The sequence below is a fragment of the Thiosulfativibrio zosterae genome, from assembly GCF_011398155.1.
In the GTDB taxonomy this organism is placed as follows: domain Bacteria; phylum Pseudomonadota; class Gammaproteobacteria; order Thiomicrospirales; family Thiomicrospiraceae; genus Thiosulfativibrio; species Thiosulfativibrio zosterae.
On sequence record NZ_AP021888.1, the window covers coordinates 1,237,759 to 1,253,611 of the forward strand.

General features: G+C 44.1%; 17 protein-coding genes. 5 read left to right on the forward strand and 12 right to left on the reverse strand.

The window, feature by feature from the left end; all coding sequences use genetic code 11:
• Positions 1 to 5 precede the first annotated feature (5 nt).
• The 4 genes from THMIRH_RS05595 to THMIRH_RS05610 form a co-directional block, all read right to left on the reverse strand.
• Complete coding sequence (locus THMIRH_RS05595; protein WP_173291171.1) at positions 6 to 815, reverse strand: energy transducer TonB; 810 nt, start codon at positions 813 to 815, stop codon at positions 6 to 8.
• A gap of 9 nt (positions 816 to 824) precedes the next feature.
• On the reverse strand, positions 825 to 1,214 hold the full coding sequence (locus THMIRH_RS05600; RefSeq protein WP_243831509.1) for an ExbD/TolR family protein: 390 nt from the start codon (positions 1,212 to 1,214) through the stop codon (positions 825 to 827).
• A gap of 11 nt (positions 1,215 to 1,225) precedes the next feature.
• Complete coding sequence (exbB, locus tag THMIRH_RS05605) at positions 1,226 to 1,663, reverse strand: TonB-system energizer ExbB (protein ID WP_173291172.1); 438 nt, start codon at positions 1,661 to 1,663, stop codon at positions 1,226 to 1,228.
• 101 nt (positions 1,664 to 1,764) lie between these two features.
• The gene (locus tag THMIRH_RS05610; RefSeq protein WP_173291173.1) at positions 1,765 to 2,886 is read right to left on the reverse strand and encodes a carbohydrate porin; all 1,122 of its coding nucleotides are present in this window, start codon (positions 2,884 to 2,886) and stop codon (positions 1,765 to 1,767) included.
• Between the two features lie 188 nt (positions 2,887 to 3,074).
• Here THMIRH_RS05610 and rimO point away from each other — a divergent pair, with 188 nt between their 5' ends.
• The 5 genes from rimO (at position 3,075) to THMIRH_RS05635 (ending at position 6,424) form a co-directional block, all read left to right on the forward strand.
• A complete protein-coding gene (gene rimO, locus THMIRH_RS05615) occupies positions 3,075 to 4,451 on the forward strand; it encodes a 30S ribosomal protein S12 methylthiotransferase RimO (RefSeq protein ID WP_198415251.1) in 1,377 nt (458 codons plus the stop codon).
• Positions 4,452 to 4,648: 197 nt separating this feature from the next.
• Positions 4,649 to 4,945 carry a hypothetical protein gene (locus THMIRH_RS05620; RefSeq protein WP_173291174.1) on the forward strand — a complete coding sequence of 99 codons (297 nt, stop codon included), beginning with the start codon at positions 4,649 to 4,651 and terminating at the stop codon, positions 4,943 to 4,945.
• A complete protein-coding gene (locus tag THMIRH_RS05625; protein WP_173291175.1) occupies positions 4,942 to 5,214 on the forward strand; it encodes a type II toxin-antitoxin system RelE/ParE family toxin in 273 nt (90 codons plus the stop codon). The genes THMIRH_RS05620 and THMIRH_RS05625 overlap by 4 nt, the downstream gene beginning before the upstream one ends.
• A 154-nt stretch (positions 5,215 to 5,368) precedes the next feature.
• On the forward strand, positions 5,369 to 5,848 hold the full coding sequence (locus THMIRH_RS05630; protein WP_173291176.1) for a hypothetical protein: 480 nt from the start codon (positions 5,369 to 5,371) through the stop codon (positions 5,846 to 5,848).
• A gap of 63 nt (positions 5,849 to 5,911) precedes the next feature.
• Entirely contained in the window at positions 5,912 to 6,424 is a 513-nt protein-coding gene (locus tag THMIRH_RS05635; protein WP_243831510.1) for a helix-turn-helix transcriptional regulator, read from the forward strand.
• Between the two features lie 93 nt (positions 6,425 to 6,517).
• On the opposite strand, the gene THMIRH_RS05640 is transcribed toward THMIRH_RS05635, so the two are convergent.
• From THMIRH_RS05640 to THMIRH_RS05675, 8 genes are all read right to left on the reverse strand, one after another.
• Positions 6,518 to 7,762: an NAD(P)/FAD-dependent oxidoreductase gene (locus tag THMIRH_RS05640; RefSeq protein WP_173291177.1), complete on the reverse strand. Its 1,245-nt coding sequence runs from the start codon at positions 7,760 to 7,762 to the stop codon at positions 6,518 to 6,520.
• Positions 7,755 to 8,210 (reverse strand): c-type cytochrome, encoded by a 456-nt coding sequence (locus THMIRH_RS05645; RefSeq protein WP_173291178.1) that lies wholly within the window; start codon positions 8,208 to 8,210, stop codon positions 7,755 to 7,757. Before THMIRH_RS05645 ends, THMIRH_RS05640 begins: the two co-directional genes overlap by 8 nt.
• 185 nt (positions 8,211 to 8,395) lie before the next feature.
• Complete coding sequence (locus THMIRH_RS05650) at positions 8,396 to 8,632, reverse strand: hypothetical protein (protein ID WP_173291179.1); 237 nt, start codon at positions 8,630 to 8,632, stop codon at positions 8,396 to 8,398.
• Complete coding sequence (ppsA, locus tag THMIRH_RS05655; protein ID WP_173291180.1) at positions 8,632 to 11,079, reverse strand: phosphoenolpyruvate synthase; 2,448 nt, start codon at positions 11,077 to 11,079, stop codon at positions 8,632 to 8,634. The genes THMIRH_RS05650 and ppsA overlap by 1 nt, the downstream gene beginning before the upstream one ends.
• Before the next feature lies 1 nt (position 11,080).
• A complete protein-coding gene (locus THMIRH_RS05660) occupies positions 11,081 to 13,714 on the reverse strand; it encodes a plasma-membrane proton-efflux P-type ATPase (protein ID WP_173291181.1) in 2,634 nt (877 codons plus the stop codon).
• 81 nt (positions 13,715 to 13,795) lie between these two features.
• A complete protein-coding gene (locus THMIRH_RS05665; RefSeq protein WP_243831511.1) occupies positions 13,796 to 14,503 on the reverse strand; it encodes a peroxiredoxin in 708 nt (235 codons plus the stop codon).
• A 1-nt stretch (position 14,504) separates the two neighbouring features.
• Positions 14,505 to 15,413, reverse strand: a complete 909-nt coding sequence (locus THMIRH_RS05670; protein ID WP_173291182.1) for a sulfurtransferase — start codon at positions 15,411 to 15,413, stop codon at positions 14,505 to 14,507.
• The gene (locus tag THMIRH_RS05675; protein ID WP_173291183.1) at positions 15,410 to 15,841 is read right to left on the reverse strand and encodes a DUF1841 family protein; all 432 of its coding nucleotides are present in this window, start codon (positions 15,839 to 15,841) and stop codon (positions 15,410 to 15,412) included. The genes THMIRH_RS05670 and THMIRH_RS05675 overlap by 4 nt, the downstream gene beginning before the upstream one ends.
• Positions 15,842 to 15,853: the final 12 nt, after the last annotated feature.

Genomic DNA, 15,853 nt, shown 5'->3' on the forward strand with positions numbered 1-15,853 from the left:
CTTGTTTATCGCAAATGATATTCAATCGGCACGCTGATTACCCAATCGCCACGCGGCGTTTCTTTTGGGAAAGGCTTAAAGCGCTGATTCATTTGATCATAGAGTATCGATAGCGCTGCTTCATCTAAAATGCTGTAGTCAGATGAATTGACCAAATGAATATTGTGCATACTGCCATCAGCATGCAGCGTAAATCCTAAAACCACCAATCCTTGCCAGCCGCGGCGTTTTGCCCGATTGGGATAAGTGTCTTGTGCTAAAAGCGCCAAAGTGGTTGCTAACTCATGTAAATAGCTTTGTTCTGCACTGGCGATTTGTGCCTGTGAAAATTGTGGAGGCGCAGGTTTCGTTGGCTGAGGTGGCGTGGGTTTTACCACGGGCTTTGGCTCGGCAACGGGTTGGATTTTAGCCGGTTTTGGCGGTATTTTGGGCTCGGGCTTTACCTCAACAGGCTCAACCGGTTTGGGCTTAGGCAGTGGCTTGGGTTTTTCAACGATTGGTTTTTTAGGTTCAACTTTTGGCTCAGGCTTGGGTTTAGGCTTTGGTTTGGGTTCAACTTTAGGTTCGACTTTGGGTTCGACTTTGGGTTCGACTTTGGGTTCTGGCTTGGGCTGCTCAATCGGTTCAGATTTGGGGGCTTCTTCAACCACCGGTGGTACGGGTGCTAATTGAAACATCGCCATCTTGACAGACACGGGTTTTAAATCGACAGTTTTTTCTTCGATTTCAAGTGTGCTTAACCAAAAAACAAAACTGGCCAATAAGCCTGAAATGGCTAAAGCGCTGACAAAACTTTGAGTGTAGCAAGATTTCATAAGGGTTGATTATTCAGCTTGCGTCAGGATGGTGAGATTATCAAGTTTATGCAGTTTGAGTGCATCGATGAGTTTTACAAAGTGTTCAAAATCCGCTTTTTTATCCACTTGAATAACAATAGGGCGCTTGGGGTCTATATCGGCCAATTGGGTTGTCAAGTTGGCAAAATCTATTTCGACTTCGTTCATAAATAATTGATTTTGAGGGTTAATGGCAAAGTTAAGCGGGTTTTGTTCTTTAGGCGGCGTATAGCTGTGGGTGCTTTGGGTTTCGGGCAGGTCAATTTGCAGGCTGTCTTTCACAATAAAACTGGCCGTGGTTAAAACGATGGCAAGCAACACCAGCATGACATCAATCAAAGGAATAACATTAATGGTGTCAAAGCGTTTCATTTGCATAATGGGTTACCTTAATCTTGAGTTTTAAGGTCTTGATGCGCTTTAAATTGCGCGCTGAGTACATCCACTTTTCGCATCAGTCCGTTGTAAGCCATAATGCTGGGAATGGCCAAGGCTATGCCCGCAGCCGTGGCTTTAAGCGCCAAAGCTAAGCCCATCATAATCGCACCAGTTTCTAAGGTGTGTTGGTGACCGAGTTCATAAAAGGTAATCAAGATACCCAAAACGGTTCCCAGTAAGCCAATATAGGGTGCATTGGCGCCAATCGTTGAAATGGTGGTGAGGTTTTTGGTGAGGTCTACTTGAAGTAGTTCAATGTGATGGTAGTTTTCAGGTTGCACTTTTTTAAAGTAAAACAATCTTTCTAGGGTCATCCAAAGCGCAATAAAGGCCATAAAACCCAAAATGCCAAAAACGCTGATGTCTAAATAAGCTTTTAAAATTTCCACAAATCACACCCTTTTAAACGAATTAGGGTATTTTAGCGGTTTTGAATTGAGAATGTTTTAATAAAACCTTGAGTCATTCAAGCTCGCTTGGGTGATAAAAATCATTCAAATAGGTATGAAAATCGGATATTTGCTGACCAAATAGGATTGGAAAGTTGCCATACATTTTGATCATAAAGAGGGTTTTCAATCCATTGAATGCTGGGGCTGATAAAAAAGTTTTTAAAAGGTTGGTGGCGAACATAAACCTCAAGCAACTGGGCGTTTTTTTGATAGCGAGAATCCGACATTTTGTCGGAGGCTTTTGTCCAACTGTAACCTGAGCCCAATACCCAGTTGGGTCTTTTATATTCATACGCCAGCGACCAAAACCATTCTCCCGTTGAAACTTCGGGGTTAGCATAGGCGAGGCGCGTTTCTAAGCTGTGGCGTTCTATTTTTTTATAGGCATTGAGGTAACCCCCAAAGTTAATGAGATGATTATTTTGTGGGTCATTCAGTGATTCGTGTGGTGCTGTATGTGTCCAAACACCCGCAGTAAAGTATTGTGCTTTAGGCTGGTAGCTCAGTTCAGCATTGATAAACGCGCCTTTTTCATCCTTGCCCAGTTCAAATGCCTGGCTGTAATTGCGAGAGGCGTTATCAGCTAAGCCATGAGAAGAAGAAATTAATAAACGGCCAAAATACTTGGGTTGCAGTTTTTGCTCTAACACCATGCCTAATGCATAGTCAGGAAAATCGATAATAGGATTGTTCACCAAAGGAGCAGAAATAAATTGTAAGTTTTCATCATTGCTAATCACGCTGGTATCCATAAATGCAGTGGCATCTAATAACCCAGCAGTGAATTGAGTTTTGGGAGTCAGCTTATGGCTAAAATACAATTCTGAAAGCTGAATGCGTCCTTGATTGCGATCATCAATCGCTGAACCAGAGTCGGCATTTGTTTGTGGCAATACTTGAGCCGCGCCACCTGCTTGTGGCGTAGTTGCCGCTTCAAGGTGCGCATAAAATCGGGTTTTGTGCCACAAAAAATTAAGGTTTAAATCGCCCGATAAGGTAGCGTTTGATGATATTTGAGATTCACTGGGGTGTTGATAAATGACTGTGACAACACCATCGTAAGTCCAGTTTTTTTGAGGGGTTTCAGCGGCAGACAAGTTTAAACTGTTTAAAAGCACTAGACTGCTGATTAAGTATCTTAAGTTGACTAACTGAAGCATTGCTGCATTTTCCTCATTGAATCATTTAAAAATCTGACGCACAAAATTGTAAAAAGTCACATGGCGCATGATAAAGAATAACGCCAAAAATGCAATTCAATCATCAAACACCGCAAAGCTAATCAATCTTGCTGATAAATCAGGTAAAATATGGTCAATTTTTTTGGCATTTTTATTAAGAGATTTTTATGAGTAAACAAAAACCTACGGTCGGTATTGTCAGTTTGGGTTGCCCCAAAGCAACGGTGGATTCCGAACGAATTTTGACCCAATTACGCACCGAAGGCTATGAACTGACCAATTCTTATGAAGATGCCGATGCCGTGATTGTGAATACTTGCGGCTTTATAGACAGTGCAGTGCAAGAATCTTTAGACACCATTGGTGAAGCCTTAGAAGAAAATGGCAAGGTTATCGTAACGGGTTGTTTAGGCGCGCGTTCTGAAGAAATTACCAATGTGCATCCCAAAGTGTTAGCGGTTTCTGGGCCAGCGGCGTATCAAGAAGTATTGAATGCGGTGCATGATGCCATAGCACCACCGCCGCATAACCCATTTGTGGATTTAGTGCCGCCCCAGGGTATTAAGCTCACCCCTAAGCATTATGCCTATTTAAAAATATCTGAAGGCTGTAACCACCGTTGTACTTTCTGCATTATTCCTTCTATGCGTGGTGATTTGGTTAGCCGCTCGGTGGGGGATGTGATTGCCGAGGCCAAGCGTTTAAAAGCCGCTGGTGTTAAAGAGTTGTTGGTGGTTTCACAAGACACGGCCGCTTATGGTGTGGATGTTAAATACAAAACCGAATTTGCCGAAGGGCGTCCCACCAAAACCTCAATGGTTGGCTTAAGCGAAGCCTTGGGTGAATTGGGTGGTGTGGATGAGTTTTGGGTTCGCTTGCATTATGTTTATCCTTACCCGAATGTTGAGGAAGTGATTCCTTTAATGGCGGCAGGTAAAATTTTGCCTTATTTGGATATGCCATTGCAGCATGCCAATCCGCGAATTTTAAAAGCCATGAAGCGTCCGGGCAATGTGGAACAAACCCTAGAGCGCATCAAAAAATGGCGTGAAGCTGTGCCTAATTTAACCATCCGTTCCACTTTTATTGTCGGCTTCCCAGGTGAAACGGAAGAAGAATTCCAAGACTTGCTCGATTTCTTAGAAGAAGCGCAACTAGATCGCGTGGGTTGCTTTCAATATTCGCCAGTCACGGGTGCGGTTGCTAATGATTTAGCACCGCCTGTGCCTGATGAGGTTAAGCAAGATCGTTATGAGCGTTTTATGGAAACTCAGCAAGTCATCAGCGCCAATAAAATGAATGCAAAAATTGGTACGGTTATTCAGGTTCTGGTGGATGAAGTGGACGATGAAGGCGCTATTTGCCGTTCGCAGGCCGATGCCCCAGAAATTGATGGGCTGGTGTTTATTCCCGATGCTCAACATCTTAACCCAGGAGATTTTGTCACGGTCAAAGTGTTTGCCGCCGACGAATACGACCTTTGGGCCGAGCCTGTCGGGGACGAGTTTGTTGCGCAAGAAACCTCTTATATAGAGCTAGGTTAAAGTTCCTAATTAGGCTTAAAACGCCCTAAAAACAACCTAAAAACAACCAGGCATAGTTGAATTTAGATGATTTTTAGCCTGTTTTAAGCACTCAATTTGATTAAACCCGCGATGCAAATCGGCGGGTTTTTTATTGCTCAATTCAAAAGGTTGTATTACACTGTCTTACATTGAGATTTTATGGAGGCTAGGTCGTTATGGGGTCACTTACCATTCGGTTAGATGATGAGGCAGATGCATTGCTTGAACACTTTTCAAAAGTGCTCAACCAAAATAAATCTCACTTAGCACGAACAGGCATAATGAATTATTTGCAACAACAGCAAGTATTAGAGGAGCAAAAAGCAGCCTTAAAAAATGCCATTACCTTGGAGAGTCATGCAGAAGTTGCTAGCCGTGTTCGTGAATCAGAATTGAGTTATGTCTTGTCTGACGAAGAATATGAACAGGAAATGGATGCTTTTTTTGCCAAGGAATTGGGTTTAATTCGATGAGAATGATCAAAACCCGTTTTTATATTCAACAATTACAAATGATTTTGAAATATATTGCCCTCGATAATCCTTATGCTGCTTTGGGGTTTGAAAAGGAATTACAAGCAAAATTAAATCTTGTGCTCACACAACCTTACCTTTGCAGGGCATCGCGTTATATGGACGATCCGTCCTATCGAGATTTGATTCATCAGGGATACACGCTTATCTACAAAATTCACAAAGATCATTTGTTATTGCTCGATATTTTTAAATGGCAAGTTCGTTAGTGTCCTGTTCCACAATCACATCAGATTAATATTTTAGAAAGACTGCCTAAAATCTAATTTTTTCCTCATCTTCAGTTTCTATTCAGCTTTATGCGTTATGGTTTACTTCTTTGTGCCTTAGAATGTTTTTTATTTTAAGCAAAGGAGTTTAATCATGGTATTTAAAAAATTAATGTATGCAACCCTGCTCAGTGGTGCGGTTTTGTTTTCTCAAACTGCGATAGCGGATGCGCTTCAGTTAAAGCCACAAAGTTTTGAAACGCAGTTTGATCAAACCCTGTCTTTAGATGCTCAAACGCAATGGGTCATTTTTTCGACCACCAAAGATGGTGGTAATTGGGTGAAAGAGACTTTTGCCAAGTTAGAATTTAATGAAGCCACGCTGGACTCAAAACATCTTTTGTATGTTGCCGACATTCACAAAATGCCGTCGTTTATTTCTAAGATGTTTGCCATTCCCAAAATGCGTGATTATGGTTTTCCAATTGCTTTAGATAAAGAAGGCGAGGGTACGCAAGACTGGCCAACCCAAGAAAATGCCGTGAATGTTTATCAACTCAATCAATTAGAGGTGGTCAAAACTTTGCATTTTGCTAACCAAGCGGACTTGGAGAATTTCCTTAAAGGGATTTAGAATCAATTATTTAAGTTTAATCAGTTCAACCGTTTTATGGGTGTTATCAGGAGGGGATTCTCAATGAATGTGTTACGCTTTAGTCTGTGGATGTTTATGTTTATCTTTTTAATGACATTCATCGACATTGTGGGCGACTTCATGAGTGAAGGGGTGTTTGACACCCATTTAACGGTAGAACTCTTGGTTGCTTTGCTGGCAGTTTTTGCGTTTGGTATTTTATGGTTTTCTAGTTGGCAGCAACAGAAAGCGAATCGCCAGTTGATGACCAAAATGCAACGCATTCAAACCGATCTTACAGAAACTCAGGCACATACTCGCAAATTGATGGGTGAATTATCCGTGGTGATTCAGCAACAATTTGATGAATGGCAACTCACCCCAAGTGAAAAAGAAGTGTCATTGTTATTGCTGAAAGGCTTATCTTTAGATCAAATTGCCAGTGTGCGAAACTCTTCTGAAAAAACAGTTCGTCAACATGCCTCTAACTTGTACAAAAAAGCCCAAGTGTCTGGGCGTCATGAATTAGTGGCATTTTTCTTTGAAGATTTATTGCAGGTGCCTGAGCCCAATTAAATCTTAAAAGCTTTATGCCAAATGTTAAAAAAGCCCGCTGGTTGGTTTTGAACCCGCGGGCTTTTTGTTTTAAAGGTGACTATTGCAAGATGACTACTTAAAAGTATCTGCAAACAGATTACCCGCCCAATCCCGCATTTCAGAGAAATATTGGGTCGAAGGCGTTGGCGCACTTTTGACTACTTGTAAGTCCATGGTTTGCGTGGTGGCGTTGTAACGATACACGCCGCTTAACCAGGTAGCTGTTGTGCTGGAGAGCGGGCTGTAACAAGCAGAGTTGGTAACCGGCTGACTATAAGGTTGACCACCTGCCAATAATTGCAATACAGCTAAGGCACACACTTTGGCTTCAGAGTTGGCAATGTGTCCTGCTTTGGGTTGGCTGGTGGCTTGGCTATCGCCGATGACATGAATATTGGCTGCTGCAGTGGACTCATAACTCAGTGGATTAACCATGGCCCATTTGCCACTGCTGTCATTCGCAAGACCACTGTCGAGGATAATTTGTCCGGCTGTTTGATTGGGAATGACATTTAATACCTTAGCCATATAAGTTTTAGGCGTGCCATTTTGGTCAACGGTGACAGATTTTGCAGTGGAGTCGACAGAGGTCACCGTGCTGTTTGGCACATAGGTAATGCCATAGTTTGCAAATTGCGCACTGAAAGTTGTTTCTTCGACAATGATATTGGCATTTGCGTCTAATACGATGACTTTTGACCCAGGTTTGTTTCGAGCCAAATAATCGGCCACCACGCACGCACGCTCATAAGGTCCTGGTGGGCAGCGATAAGGTGCTTTGGGTATGGTCATCACAAAAGTATCGCCGGCATTCATGGCTGACAATTGCTCTTGAAGCAGGGTCGTTTGCGGGCCAGCTTTCCAGGCATGGGGTACAAGGTTATTGTCTAATCCGGTAATGGCTTCAAGCTCCATTCCGGGGGCTAGAATTAAACGGTCATAGGTCAGTTGTTTGCCAGATTCTAAATAAAGAATTTTGCCTGTTTTATCGATGGTTTTAACCGAGTCTTGTTCATGGGTAATGCCATAGCTGAGTAACTGGGTGTAGCTAAAGGTTAGGCTGCTTAAAGACATTTGTCCGGTGACGACTAGGTTGCTTAAGATGGGCGAAATATAGCTGGCATTGGGTTCAACCAAAATCACTTCTACATTATTTGCCCCCCAAAGTTTTAAATATTTAGCAGCCGTTGCACCCGCAAATCCGCCCCCAACCACCACCACTCTTGGAGTAGCGGCGACCGCTGGTTTAGTTAAAGCTAAGCTTATGCTAGCCGCTAGGCTGCCCAGTAAAAATTGTCTGCGGTTGAGATTAATCATCGTCACGATCTCCTGAAGTGATGGCCGTTCCACTAAGCCCCATAAAATATTGGCTCATCAGAGTTAATTCTGCATCGCTATAGGCAAGCGCATGAGGATACATAATATGGCTGGTTTTGCTGCGATACTCAGCCATTTCTTCAATAAACTCATCTGCCTCATTAATGATGCTGTCAATGCCGGTCACTGAAATTCCATAAGTGCCATGACACTGGGCACACTGAGACGCTAAAAGTTTGGCTTGAATGGGTAAGCTGGTATCTTCGGTAACACTGCGCAAATCATTGGTCGTAAGGGTGTTTAGGTTGTCTAAAGAAGTGGAGGATTCATAAGTGTCGGAATCAGATTCTGATGTAGATTCAGATTCAGATGCTCCGCCGCATCCAACGAGAAATAGACTGCTCAAGAGTAAACTTGAGAGCAGAGTTTTTTTAAATGGGTTTTTCATCAGTGAATTCCTTTGTAGGTTTGACTTGGTTATTAGCTTAACCTTCAATTCCGATACTTAACATCGGTGGAATGTCTTAATTCACTGTAAATGGTAGGGTAAATGATGTTTAGGACATATGTCCCGCACTGAAAACCCCATGAAACTGGGGTTTGTTGATTGAGCAGAGTGACAAAATAAACGGTTTATTTAAAAGTCCGATATAAAAATCTCACAAATACCGCGAGAGCAACCGCCATCCAAGGGTAAACAAACCAGCGAATCAACTCGTAGAATGATTGCATGGCGTCTGACATCTCGGATACGCCTTCAACGGTCAGTTGTCCGTTGGTGGAATGTGACAAGGTCATCAGGGCAACCATTAAAAAGATGGCAGCTAAGGCAGCGCCTCCGTATAAAAAGAGTCGAGTTAATAAGTCCATTAGGGCTCCTGTTTGGCTAGCTTGGCTTCTAAGTTAAGCACGAGTTGGGTGGTTTTAATCACACTGTCGGGGTTTAGGCTGATGGAGTTAACGCCCATCTCAACCAATTTTTGAGCAATTTCTGGGTAGTCGGATGGCGCTTGACCACAGACACCTGAATGCAGTCCGTTGCGTTTAGCGCCTTCGATGGCCCATTGAATCATTTTTAAAACCCCGGCATCTCGTTCATCATAATCATAAGCCACTAAGTCTGAATCTCGGTCAACGCCTAATACCAATTGCGTTAAATCATTGGTACCAATCGATATGCCGTCAAAGTAGGGCGCAAAATTATCAATTTCGAGCACATTATTGGGTATTTCACACATCATGTAAACTTTAAGGCCGTTTTCACCGCGGCGCAAGCCATATTTAGACAGGGTGCCGATGGTTTGTTTTGCCTCAGCCACTCGGCGCACAAACGGAATCATTATGTGCATATTGGTCAGCCCAAATTGCTCACGCACATTTTTAATGGCTTGGCACTCTAGGGCAAAGGCAGGCTCAAACAGGGCAGAACTGTAGCGTGATGCGCCTCTAAAACCAATCATGGGGTTTTCTTCTTCAGGTTCAAAACTCTTTCCACCAATTAAGCTGGCATATTCATTGGACTTAAAATCAGAAAGTCGCAAAATCACAGGTTTGGGGTAAAACGCCGCACTGAGCGTGGCTATGCCTTCGCTGAGGTGTTGAATAAAATAGTCGCCACCCGATTTAAAGCCCAAAATACGCTGCCGAATATTGGCCTGTTCGGTTTCATCGAGCACCTGTTCTGGGTGTAACAAGGCTAAAGGGTGCACTTGTATCGCTTGGTTGATGATAAATTCCATGCGCGCCAGTCCCACGCCTTGGTTAGGTAGAAAGCTGGTGCGAAACGCCATATCGGGATTGGCGAGATTGATTTGAATTTCAGTATTGGGCGTGCCCAAATCTGTGAGGTTGGTTTCGATAATTCTAAAAGGAATATGCCCAGAATACACCTGACCAATTTCACCTTCCGAGCAAGAAACCGTTACAAAAGGATTGTCTTGTAAAGATTCTGTGGCATCGCCACAGCCGACTATCGCAGGAATGCCCAGTTCCCGGGCAATAATGGCAGCATGGCAAGTACGGCCTCCACGATTGGTGATGAGTGCCGAAGCCAATTTCATGATGGGCTCCCAATCGGGGGTGGTGATGTCTGAAACCAAGATATTGCCAGGGACGAATTGGTGAATATAGGTCACATCGCTAATCACTTGCACCTGACCTTGTGCCACTTTTTGTCCAACGGCTCGGCCAGTAGTGAGTACTTTAGAGCCTTCGGGGACTTCAATTTCATAGCTAATCAGTTGATTAATTTGCGTTTGTGAGGTTACGGTTTCTGGACGCGCTTGCACAATATAGAGATGACCGTCTAGCCCATCTTTTGCCCATTCCATATCCATTGGCTTGCGATGTCCAGCCAGTTCGGAATAATAGTCTTCAATGCGAATAGCATAGTCTGCTAATACCAATACATCGGCATCGCTGATACAAAATTGTTGTTGTTCTTTGCTGCTGGTAGGAATGTTGCGCACGGGGCTTTTGGTGGTGTCAGCCGCATAAACCATTTTGATTTTTTTGGCGCCTAAGTGGCGTTTTAAAATGCCGCGATAGCCCAATTTAAAGGTGGGTTTGTGTACATAAAACTCGTCTGGGTCAACAGCACCCTGCACCACATTTTCGCCCAATCCATAAGCGCCGGTGATAAAGACGGCCTCTTGAAAACCTGTTTCGGTATCAATTGAAAACATGACGCCCGATGCCGCTAAATCAGAGCGCACCATTTTTTGTACGGCAATCGACAGCCCAATACTAAAGTGGTCGAACCCTTGATCAATCCGGTAGTGAATGGCGCGGTCGGTAAACAAACTGGCAAAACAGCGTTTGCAAGCATTAAGCAATGCCGCTTCGCCTGTAACATTTAAATAGGTGTCTTGCTGTCCTGCAAAACTGGCCGTGGGCAAATCTTCCGCAGTGGCCGAACTGCGGATTGCCAAACTTAGCTCACCATTAAATTCGTCACAGAGTTGTTGATGAGCCTGCAAAATTTCTTGGGTGAGCTTTTCGGGAAAGGGCGCATTAAAAATCAGCGTTCTGGCTTGGTTACCACGCAGGGCGAGGTCTTGCGGATTGTCTTCTTCTAGTGGGTCTAAAATAGCGTGTAAGTCTTGCCACAGATTATTTTCAGTGAGCAAGGCACGATAGGCTTCGGCGGTAATAGCAAAGCCATTTGGCACTCGCACGCCTTGCGGCGTAAGGGCTTGATACATTTCACCCAAAGAGGCATTTTTGCCGCCCACTAAAGGTACATCGTTAATCCCGATTTGATTAAAGAATCGCACATATTGAAAGCTGGGTTGGGTTTTTGTTGACTGTTCGTTCATATTAAACTCCTACGGATGGTTGTGCGAAGCTGGCTTTGGGAAAGTGGCGATCTAAAAATTTAAGCACCGCAATTTTGACTGCATCGTTGATAAACATCCAAATCAAGGCATAGAGCCAAATGAATCCAGCCATTTCCCAGCTGATCGGCGCAATAAAAATTCCATACACGGCAAACAGCGTGCCGAGGATTTCAGTGCCCAAAATGGCGCTGAACAGCCATGGTGATGGGAAGGGTTTTTCCCAAAACCAGCCTTCAGAGCGCAAAATCCACAGCGTAAAATGACCTGCCACCACCAGTTTTAGGAAAATCATCGATTGAATAATGTCCTCGGCAAAATTGAGATGTTGCAAAGTAAAAAACAATAAAAATGAAGAAATTACACCCGTAATGCCTAAAGTGGTAGATAGGGTCAGCATACGACTCATGCGCCATCTAACCGGGGTATTGCTGACTTTTACTTGGTCATAAGCAATCGCGAGAATCGGCAAGTCATTTAACAATGCCAGCATAATGACCATGATGGCGGTGATCGGATAGAAATTAAAAATCACGATCGACAGTGTCATAAACAAAATCAGTCGAATGGTTTCTGCAATCCGAAAAGTGGCATAGGTGCGCATACGCTCAAAGGTTTCGCGTGCTTGAGTAATGGCATCGTTAATAATCGATAATCCGGGTTGGGTAAGAATAATGTCGGCAGAAGCGCGGGCTGCATCCGTTGCCCCAGACACCGCAATACCGCAATCGGCCTTTTTAAGCGCAGGGGCATCATTCACCCCATCCCCCGTCATGCCCACAAAATGGCCGCCGCGTTGCAGTGTATCGACAATTTTGAATTTGTCTTCGGGAATGACTTCGGCAAAAATTTCGGTTCTTTCAATCAAAGCCACCAAGGCGGATTGATGTTCTGACAAAAACTCGCGGTCTAAGCGAGTGGTGTCATAGAGTTGATTGAGTTGTTGAATGACTTTACCGGCAAAATGTTTGGCTTGGGTTTCGGTCGCCTCAGTATCCAGGGTTTGATAGATGGCTTGGGTTAAAAACTCGGCCAGTTCTAACAAGACCTGACTGCCGCCACCGCTGAGTTTTGAGGCTTTGAGACTGGCGCCTTCTAATCCGAGTAAGCGCCCAATTTCTTGGGCAATGGCTAGGTTGTCACCAGTAACCATTTTGACTTGAACCCCGCGAGATTCAATTAAGTCTATGGTTTCTTTAGAGTCTTCTCTGGGTGGATCATACAGTGGAATTAAACCAATCAGTTCAAGAGTCGCGTCGGGTTCATCACTTTGACAAGCAACGGCTAGGGTTCGATACCCTTGGCTGGCAAGACTGTCTATGTGCAGTTGCATGAGGTTGCGAACTTCATTGGTGAGCGTACAGCGATTTAAAATCACTTGCGGCGCGCCTTTATAAGCCACAAAACTGCGCACTTCAAAAGTGTAACTGGCTTTGGTGAATTTGTCATTGGGGTTAAAAGGGGTGAATTTTTGTTGCCGATAAGCCAGGTGGTTCAATTCGGGTAATTGGCTTTGGGCATATTGAAATAGGGGCTGTTCAATCGGGTCGTGGTTTTCCAGTTTAGAAGCCATGAGTGCATTGGCAAACAGGTCTAGCTCGGTTTTGCCCTCAGCTAAGACAGGGCTAGAAACTTGCATTTTGTTTTGGGTTAATGTTCCCGTTTTATCGGAGCAGAAGATATCAATACCGGCCAGTTCTTCAATGGCCGTTAGCTTAGAGACTATGGCTTGGCGTTTGGCAAGATTCATGGCTCCCACCGCCATGGTGACGGATAGCACTGCGGGTAATGCCACGGGAATAGAGGCAACGGTGAGCACCAATACAAAGCGCAAAATATCGCCAATGGGATCGCCCCGACTCAGTGACACTAAAATAATAATCATCGCTAAAAAGACAGTGAGGGCGATTAAAAAATGCCCAATTTGCAATACCATTTTCTGAAAATGGCTGGTTTCAGATTGTTGGGTTTTGGTGATCAGAGCCACCACAGAATGAAAGCGGGTTTGAGCGGCGGTATGTATAATGACGGCCATCATTTGACCTTGTTTGACCACCGTATTGGCATAAGCGACTTCTTGAGATTGTTTATTGACAGGCAAAGATTCACCGGTGAGGGCGGATTCGTCAATCATTAAATAGTCGCCAGACACTAATTGCACATCGGCAGGAATCATATCGCCGATACGCAGTTGAATCAGGTCGCCGGGTACCAACTCGCGGCTGGGAATCTCGATAAATTTGCCATCACGAAGAGCGGTGGTTTGTGTGGCTAAACTGCTTTTTAGCACCTTTAAGGCATTCAGTGCACGGTGTTCTTGTAAGAAGTCTAATAGGCCGTTGACCAGCAACAGCACCATAATAATGGCAAAATCTTCCCACTTATTTGCGATGGCGGACAGCAGGGCAGCGACTTCAATCATCCATGGTATAGGGCCCCAAAAGCGTTGCAACAGGCGTTTTAAAAAAGAGACTTCATGGGTTTGAATTTCGTTGAAACCGAATTGTGACAAGCGTTGTTGCGCTTCGGTTTGGGAGAGTCCGGTGGACTCGGAAGTATTGAGTTCTTGCAGGGTGCTTTCAATAGGCTGCGATGCATATTGATCGGTGGTTTTCATGCTTTCCCCCTTGGTTGGGATAAAACTAGAATCATATTGATATAGCTAGTTTAAAGCATGAAAGTCAGTTTTTGCGAGAGATTACAAACCTTTCACGAAATTAAGCATGGCTTGTGCATGGTCGCTAGGGTCAACACCATATTCGGCATAGACCACGGTGCCCATTGCATTGATGACAAAAGTGGAACGCACGATGCCCATTTTCTTAACGCCATTTTTCTCTTTTTCACGCCACACATCATAGGCTTCACATAAGGTGCCTTCGGTGTCGGCTAGTAAATCTATGCCCAAATCAAACTTTTCAATAAAGTCTAAATGGCTCGAACAGCTGTCTTTGCTTACACCCACCACGGCAGTATTGGCTTCATTAAACTCAGCCGCCAAAGCGGTAAAGTCATTGGCTTCAATCGTACAACCGGGGGTGTCGTCTTTGGGGTAAAAATACAGCACTAGGTTTTTGCCCGCAAAATCATTAAGCGTAACCATTTTTTGGTGTTGATTGGGTTGTGAAAAATTTGGGGCGGCTTGCCCAACTTGAATACCAGTGGCGTTCATATCCATGGGGTTTTCCTTTATTGTTTGAGTTTTTTTAAGCAGATTTTCGGTAAAACGGTAAGAAAAAAATAACGCTGGCAAAATAATCGCAAAGCTAAAAAGCACGGTCAGCAAAATCTCAGTGAGTGGGGCACCCTGAAAATGCAATACGCCACCAATCACAAAAGACATAATAATGGCATTACGCAAAGCGCGTTTAAAGGGGGAAAGTGTGGGGGTGAAACGAGCAGTCATTTTAGGGCTCCATGCCAGTTTTTAAAGGGTTATTCGGTGAAATCATCCATTCTTGAATGGAACCATCATACAGGCTGACCTGCTCAAAACCGAGGTGTTTTAACATCGGAAAAAGACGAGCGGCACGATGTGCTGTATTGCAATACAGAATGATGGGGTGTTTTTTATCAGTCACTTGGGTTAGAGCGAGCATTTCCATCAGTTGCGCATCAGTGCGTTGTTGAAAACCATTTTTGCTGTCCAAGCTGGCATCCCACGGAAATAAAACAGCGCCAGGAATATGGCCTGTGCGCGGCTCTTTTGGGTCGCCAGTGTATTCTTCTAGCGTGCGCGTATCCATGAGCAAAGCCTGATGATTTTGTAAAACTTGGCTAACCTGTTGCTGAGTTGCCGTCAGACTGGCAGTATCATCTTGGGCAGGGGTTGGGTAATTTGCTGCCTGAATTTTAGGTAAATCTTGGGTCACTGCATAGCCTTGTAAAACCCAACTCACCAGGCCGCCGTTTAATAAATACACCTTTTGATGACGCAGTTTTTTAAGCTCCCAATACAAGCGACTGGCATCCAAATTCCCCATGCCGTCATACAGCACCAGCGTATCTTGCGGGGTAATACCCAGTTGCGATAAAACGCGCGCCATATAATCAGAGCCACCACTGAGCTCAATGCCTTCTTTGGGTTTAATCAACCACTTGTAATTCACCCAAAGGGCGTTAGGGAGGTGAAACTTTTGGTATTCCAATTGACTGCTTAGATCAATCAGCTTGATATTTTTTAGGTTTTGTTGCGTCCAAGCGGCGCTGACAAATACCGTTTTCTCTGAAGGATTTTCGCTCGCCCAACCATTTGAAAAGCCACTGAAAGTGGTTATTAATAACATTAATAAAATGGCTTTAGTTTTTGAAATCATTGACGAATCAGTCCTTTTAGGCAGGTTAAGTAAGTCGCCTCATCTGGCAAGGTATTATCTCGCTGTGACAACCATAGAGATTCCGCCAAACACTCCATCATGGCGTGTTCAGTGTCATGCACATCACCCAATTGATGGCCCAACTTTTGGTAAATCGCTTGAATCCCTTCGGGTCGATCCAAAGCCACTTGTTCTTGTAAACCCAAGTGTAGCCCCATGTGTAAGAATGGATTGGTTTGTCCCATTTCGGGATGATATTCATTGCCAAGGTGATGCGCGTTGCTCAACATTTGATGGTATTCGGGATGCATTTCAATCACTCGAGCAATGCGAGTTTCCATGGCATCTAAGGTTTGATGACTGCGAGCTTTTTGCCAAACATCGACATAGAATTGGCGCAGCTTGTCTCTTTCTTGGGTGTAAAACATAATGAGGATTTG

Coding starts and splice junctions, on each gene's coding strand:
- THMIRH_RS05625 (WP_173291175.1), top strand. CDS start 4,942: ATGAGAATGATCAAAACCCGTTTTTATATTCAACAATTACAAATGATT.
- THMIRH_RS05640 (WP_173291177.1), bottom strand. CDS start 7,762: ATGATTAATCTCAACCGCAGACAATTTTTACTGGGCAGCCTAGCGGCT.
- THMIRH_RS05620 (WP_173291174.1), top strand. CDS start 4,649: ATGGGGTCACTTACCATTCGGTTAGATGATGAGGCAGATGCATTGCTT.
- THMIRH_RS05635 (WP_243831510.1), top strand. CDS start 5,912: ATGAATGTGTTACGCTTTAGTCTGTGGATGTTTATGTTTATCTTTTTA.
- THMIRH_RS05645 (WP_173291178.1), bottom strand. CDS start 8,210: ATGAAAAACCCATTTAAAAAAACTCTGCTCTCAAGTTTACTCTTGAGC.
- THMIRH_RS05660 (WP_173291181.1), bottom strand. CDS start 13,714: ATGAAAACCACCGATCAATATGCATCGCAGCCTATTGAAAGCACCCTG.
- THMIRH_RS05675 (WP_173291183.1), bottom strand. CDS start 15,841: ATGTTTTACACCCAAGAAAGAGACAAGCTGCGCCAATTCTATGTCGAT.
- THMIRH_RS05670 (WP_173291182.1), bottom strand. CDS start 15,413: ATGATTTCAAAAACTAAAGCCATTTTATTAATGTTATTAATAACCACT.
- ppsA (WP_173291180.1), bottom strand. CDS start 11,079: ATGAACGAACAGTCAACAAAAACCCAACCCAGCTTTCAATATGTGCGA.
- THMIRH_RS05610 (WP_173291173.1), bottom strand. CDS start 2,886: ATGCTTCAGTTAGTCAACTTAAGATACTTAATCAGCAGTCTAGTGCTT.
- THMIRH_RS05630 (WP_173291176.1), top strand. CDS start 5,369: ATGGTATTTAAAAAATTAATGTATGCAACCCTGCTCAGTGGTGCGGTT.
- THMIRH_RS05595 (WP_173291171.1), bottom strand. CDS start 815: ATGAAATCTTGCTACACTCAAAGTTTTGTCAGCGCTTTAGCCATTTCA.
- THMIRH_RS05650 (WP_173291179.1), bottom strand. CDS start 8,632: ATGGACTTATTAACTCGACTCTTTTTATACGGAGGCGCTGCCTTAGCT.
- THMIRH_RS05600 (WP_243831509.1), bottom strand. CDS start 1,214: ATGCAAATGAAACGCTTTGACACCATTAATGTTATTCCTTTGATTGAT.
- THMIRH_RS05665 (WP_243831511.1), bottom strand. CDS start 14,503: ATGACTGCTCGTTTCACCCCCACACTTTCCCCCTTTAAACGCGCTTTG.
- rimO (WP_198415251.1), top strand. CDS start 3,075: ATGAGTAAACAAAAACCTACGGTCGGTATTGTCAGTTTGGGTTGCCCC.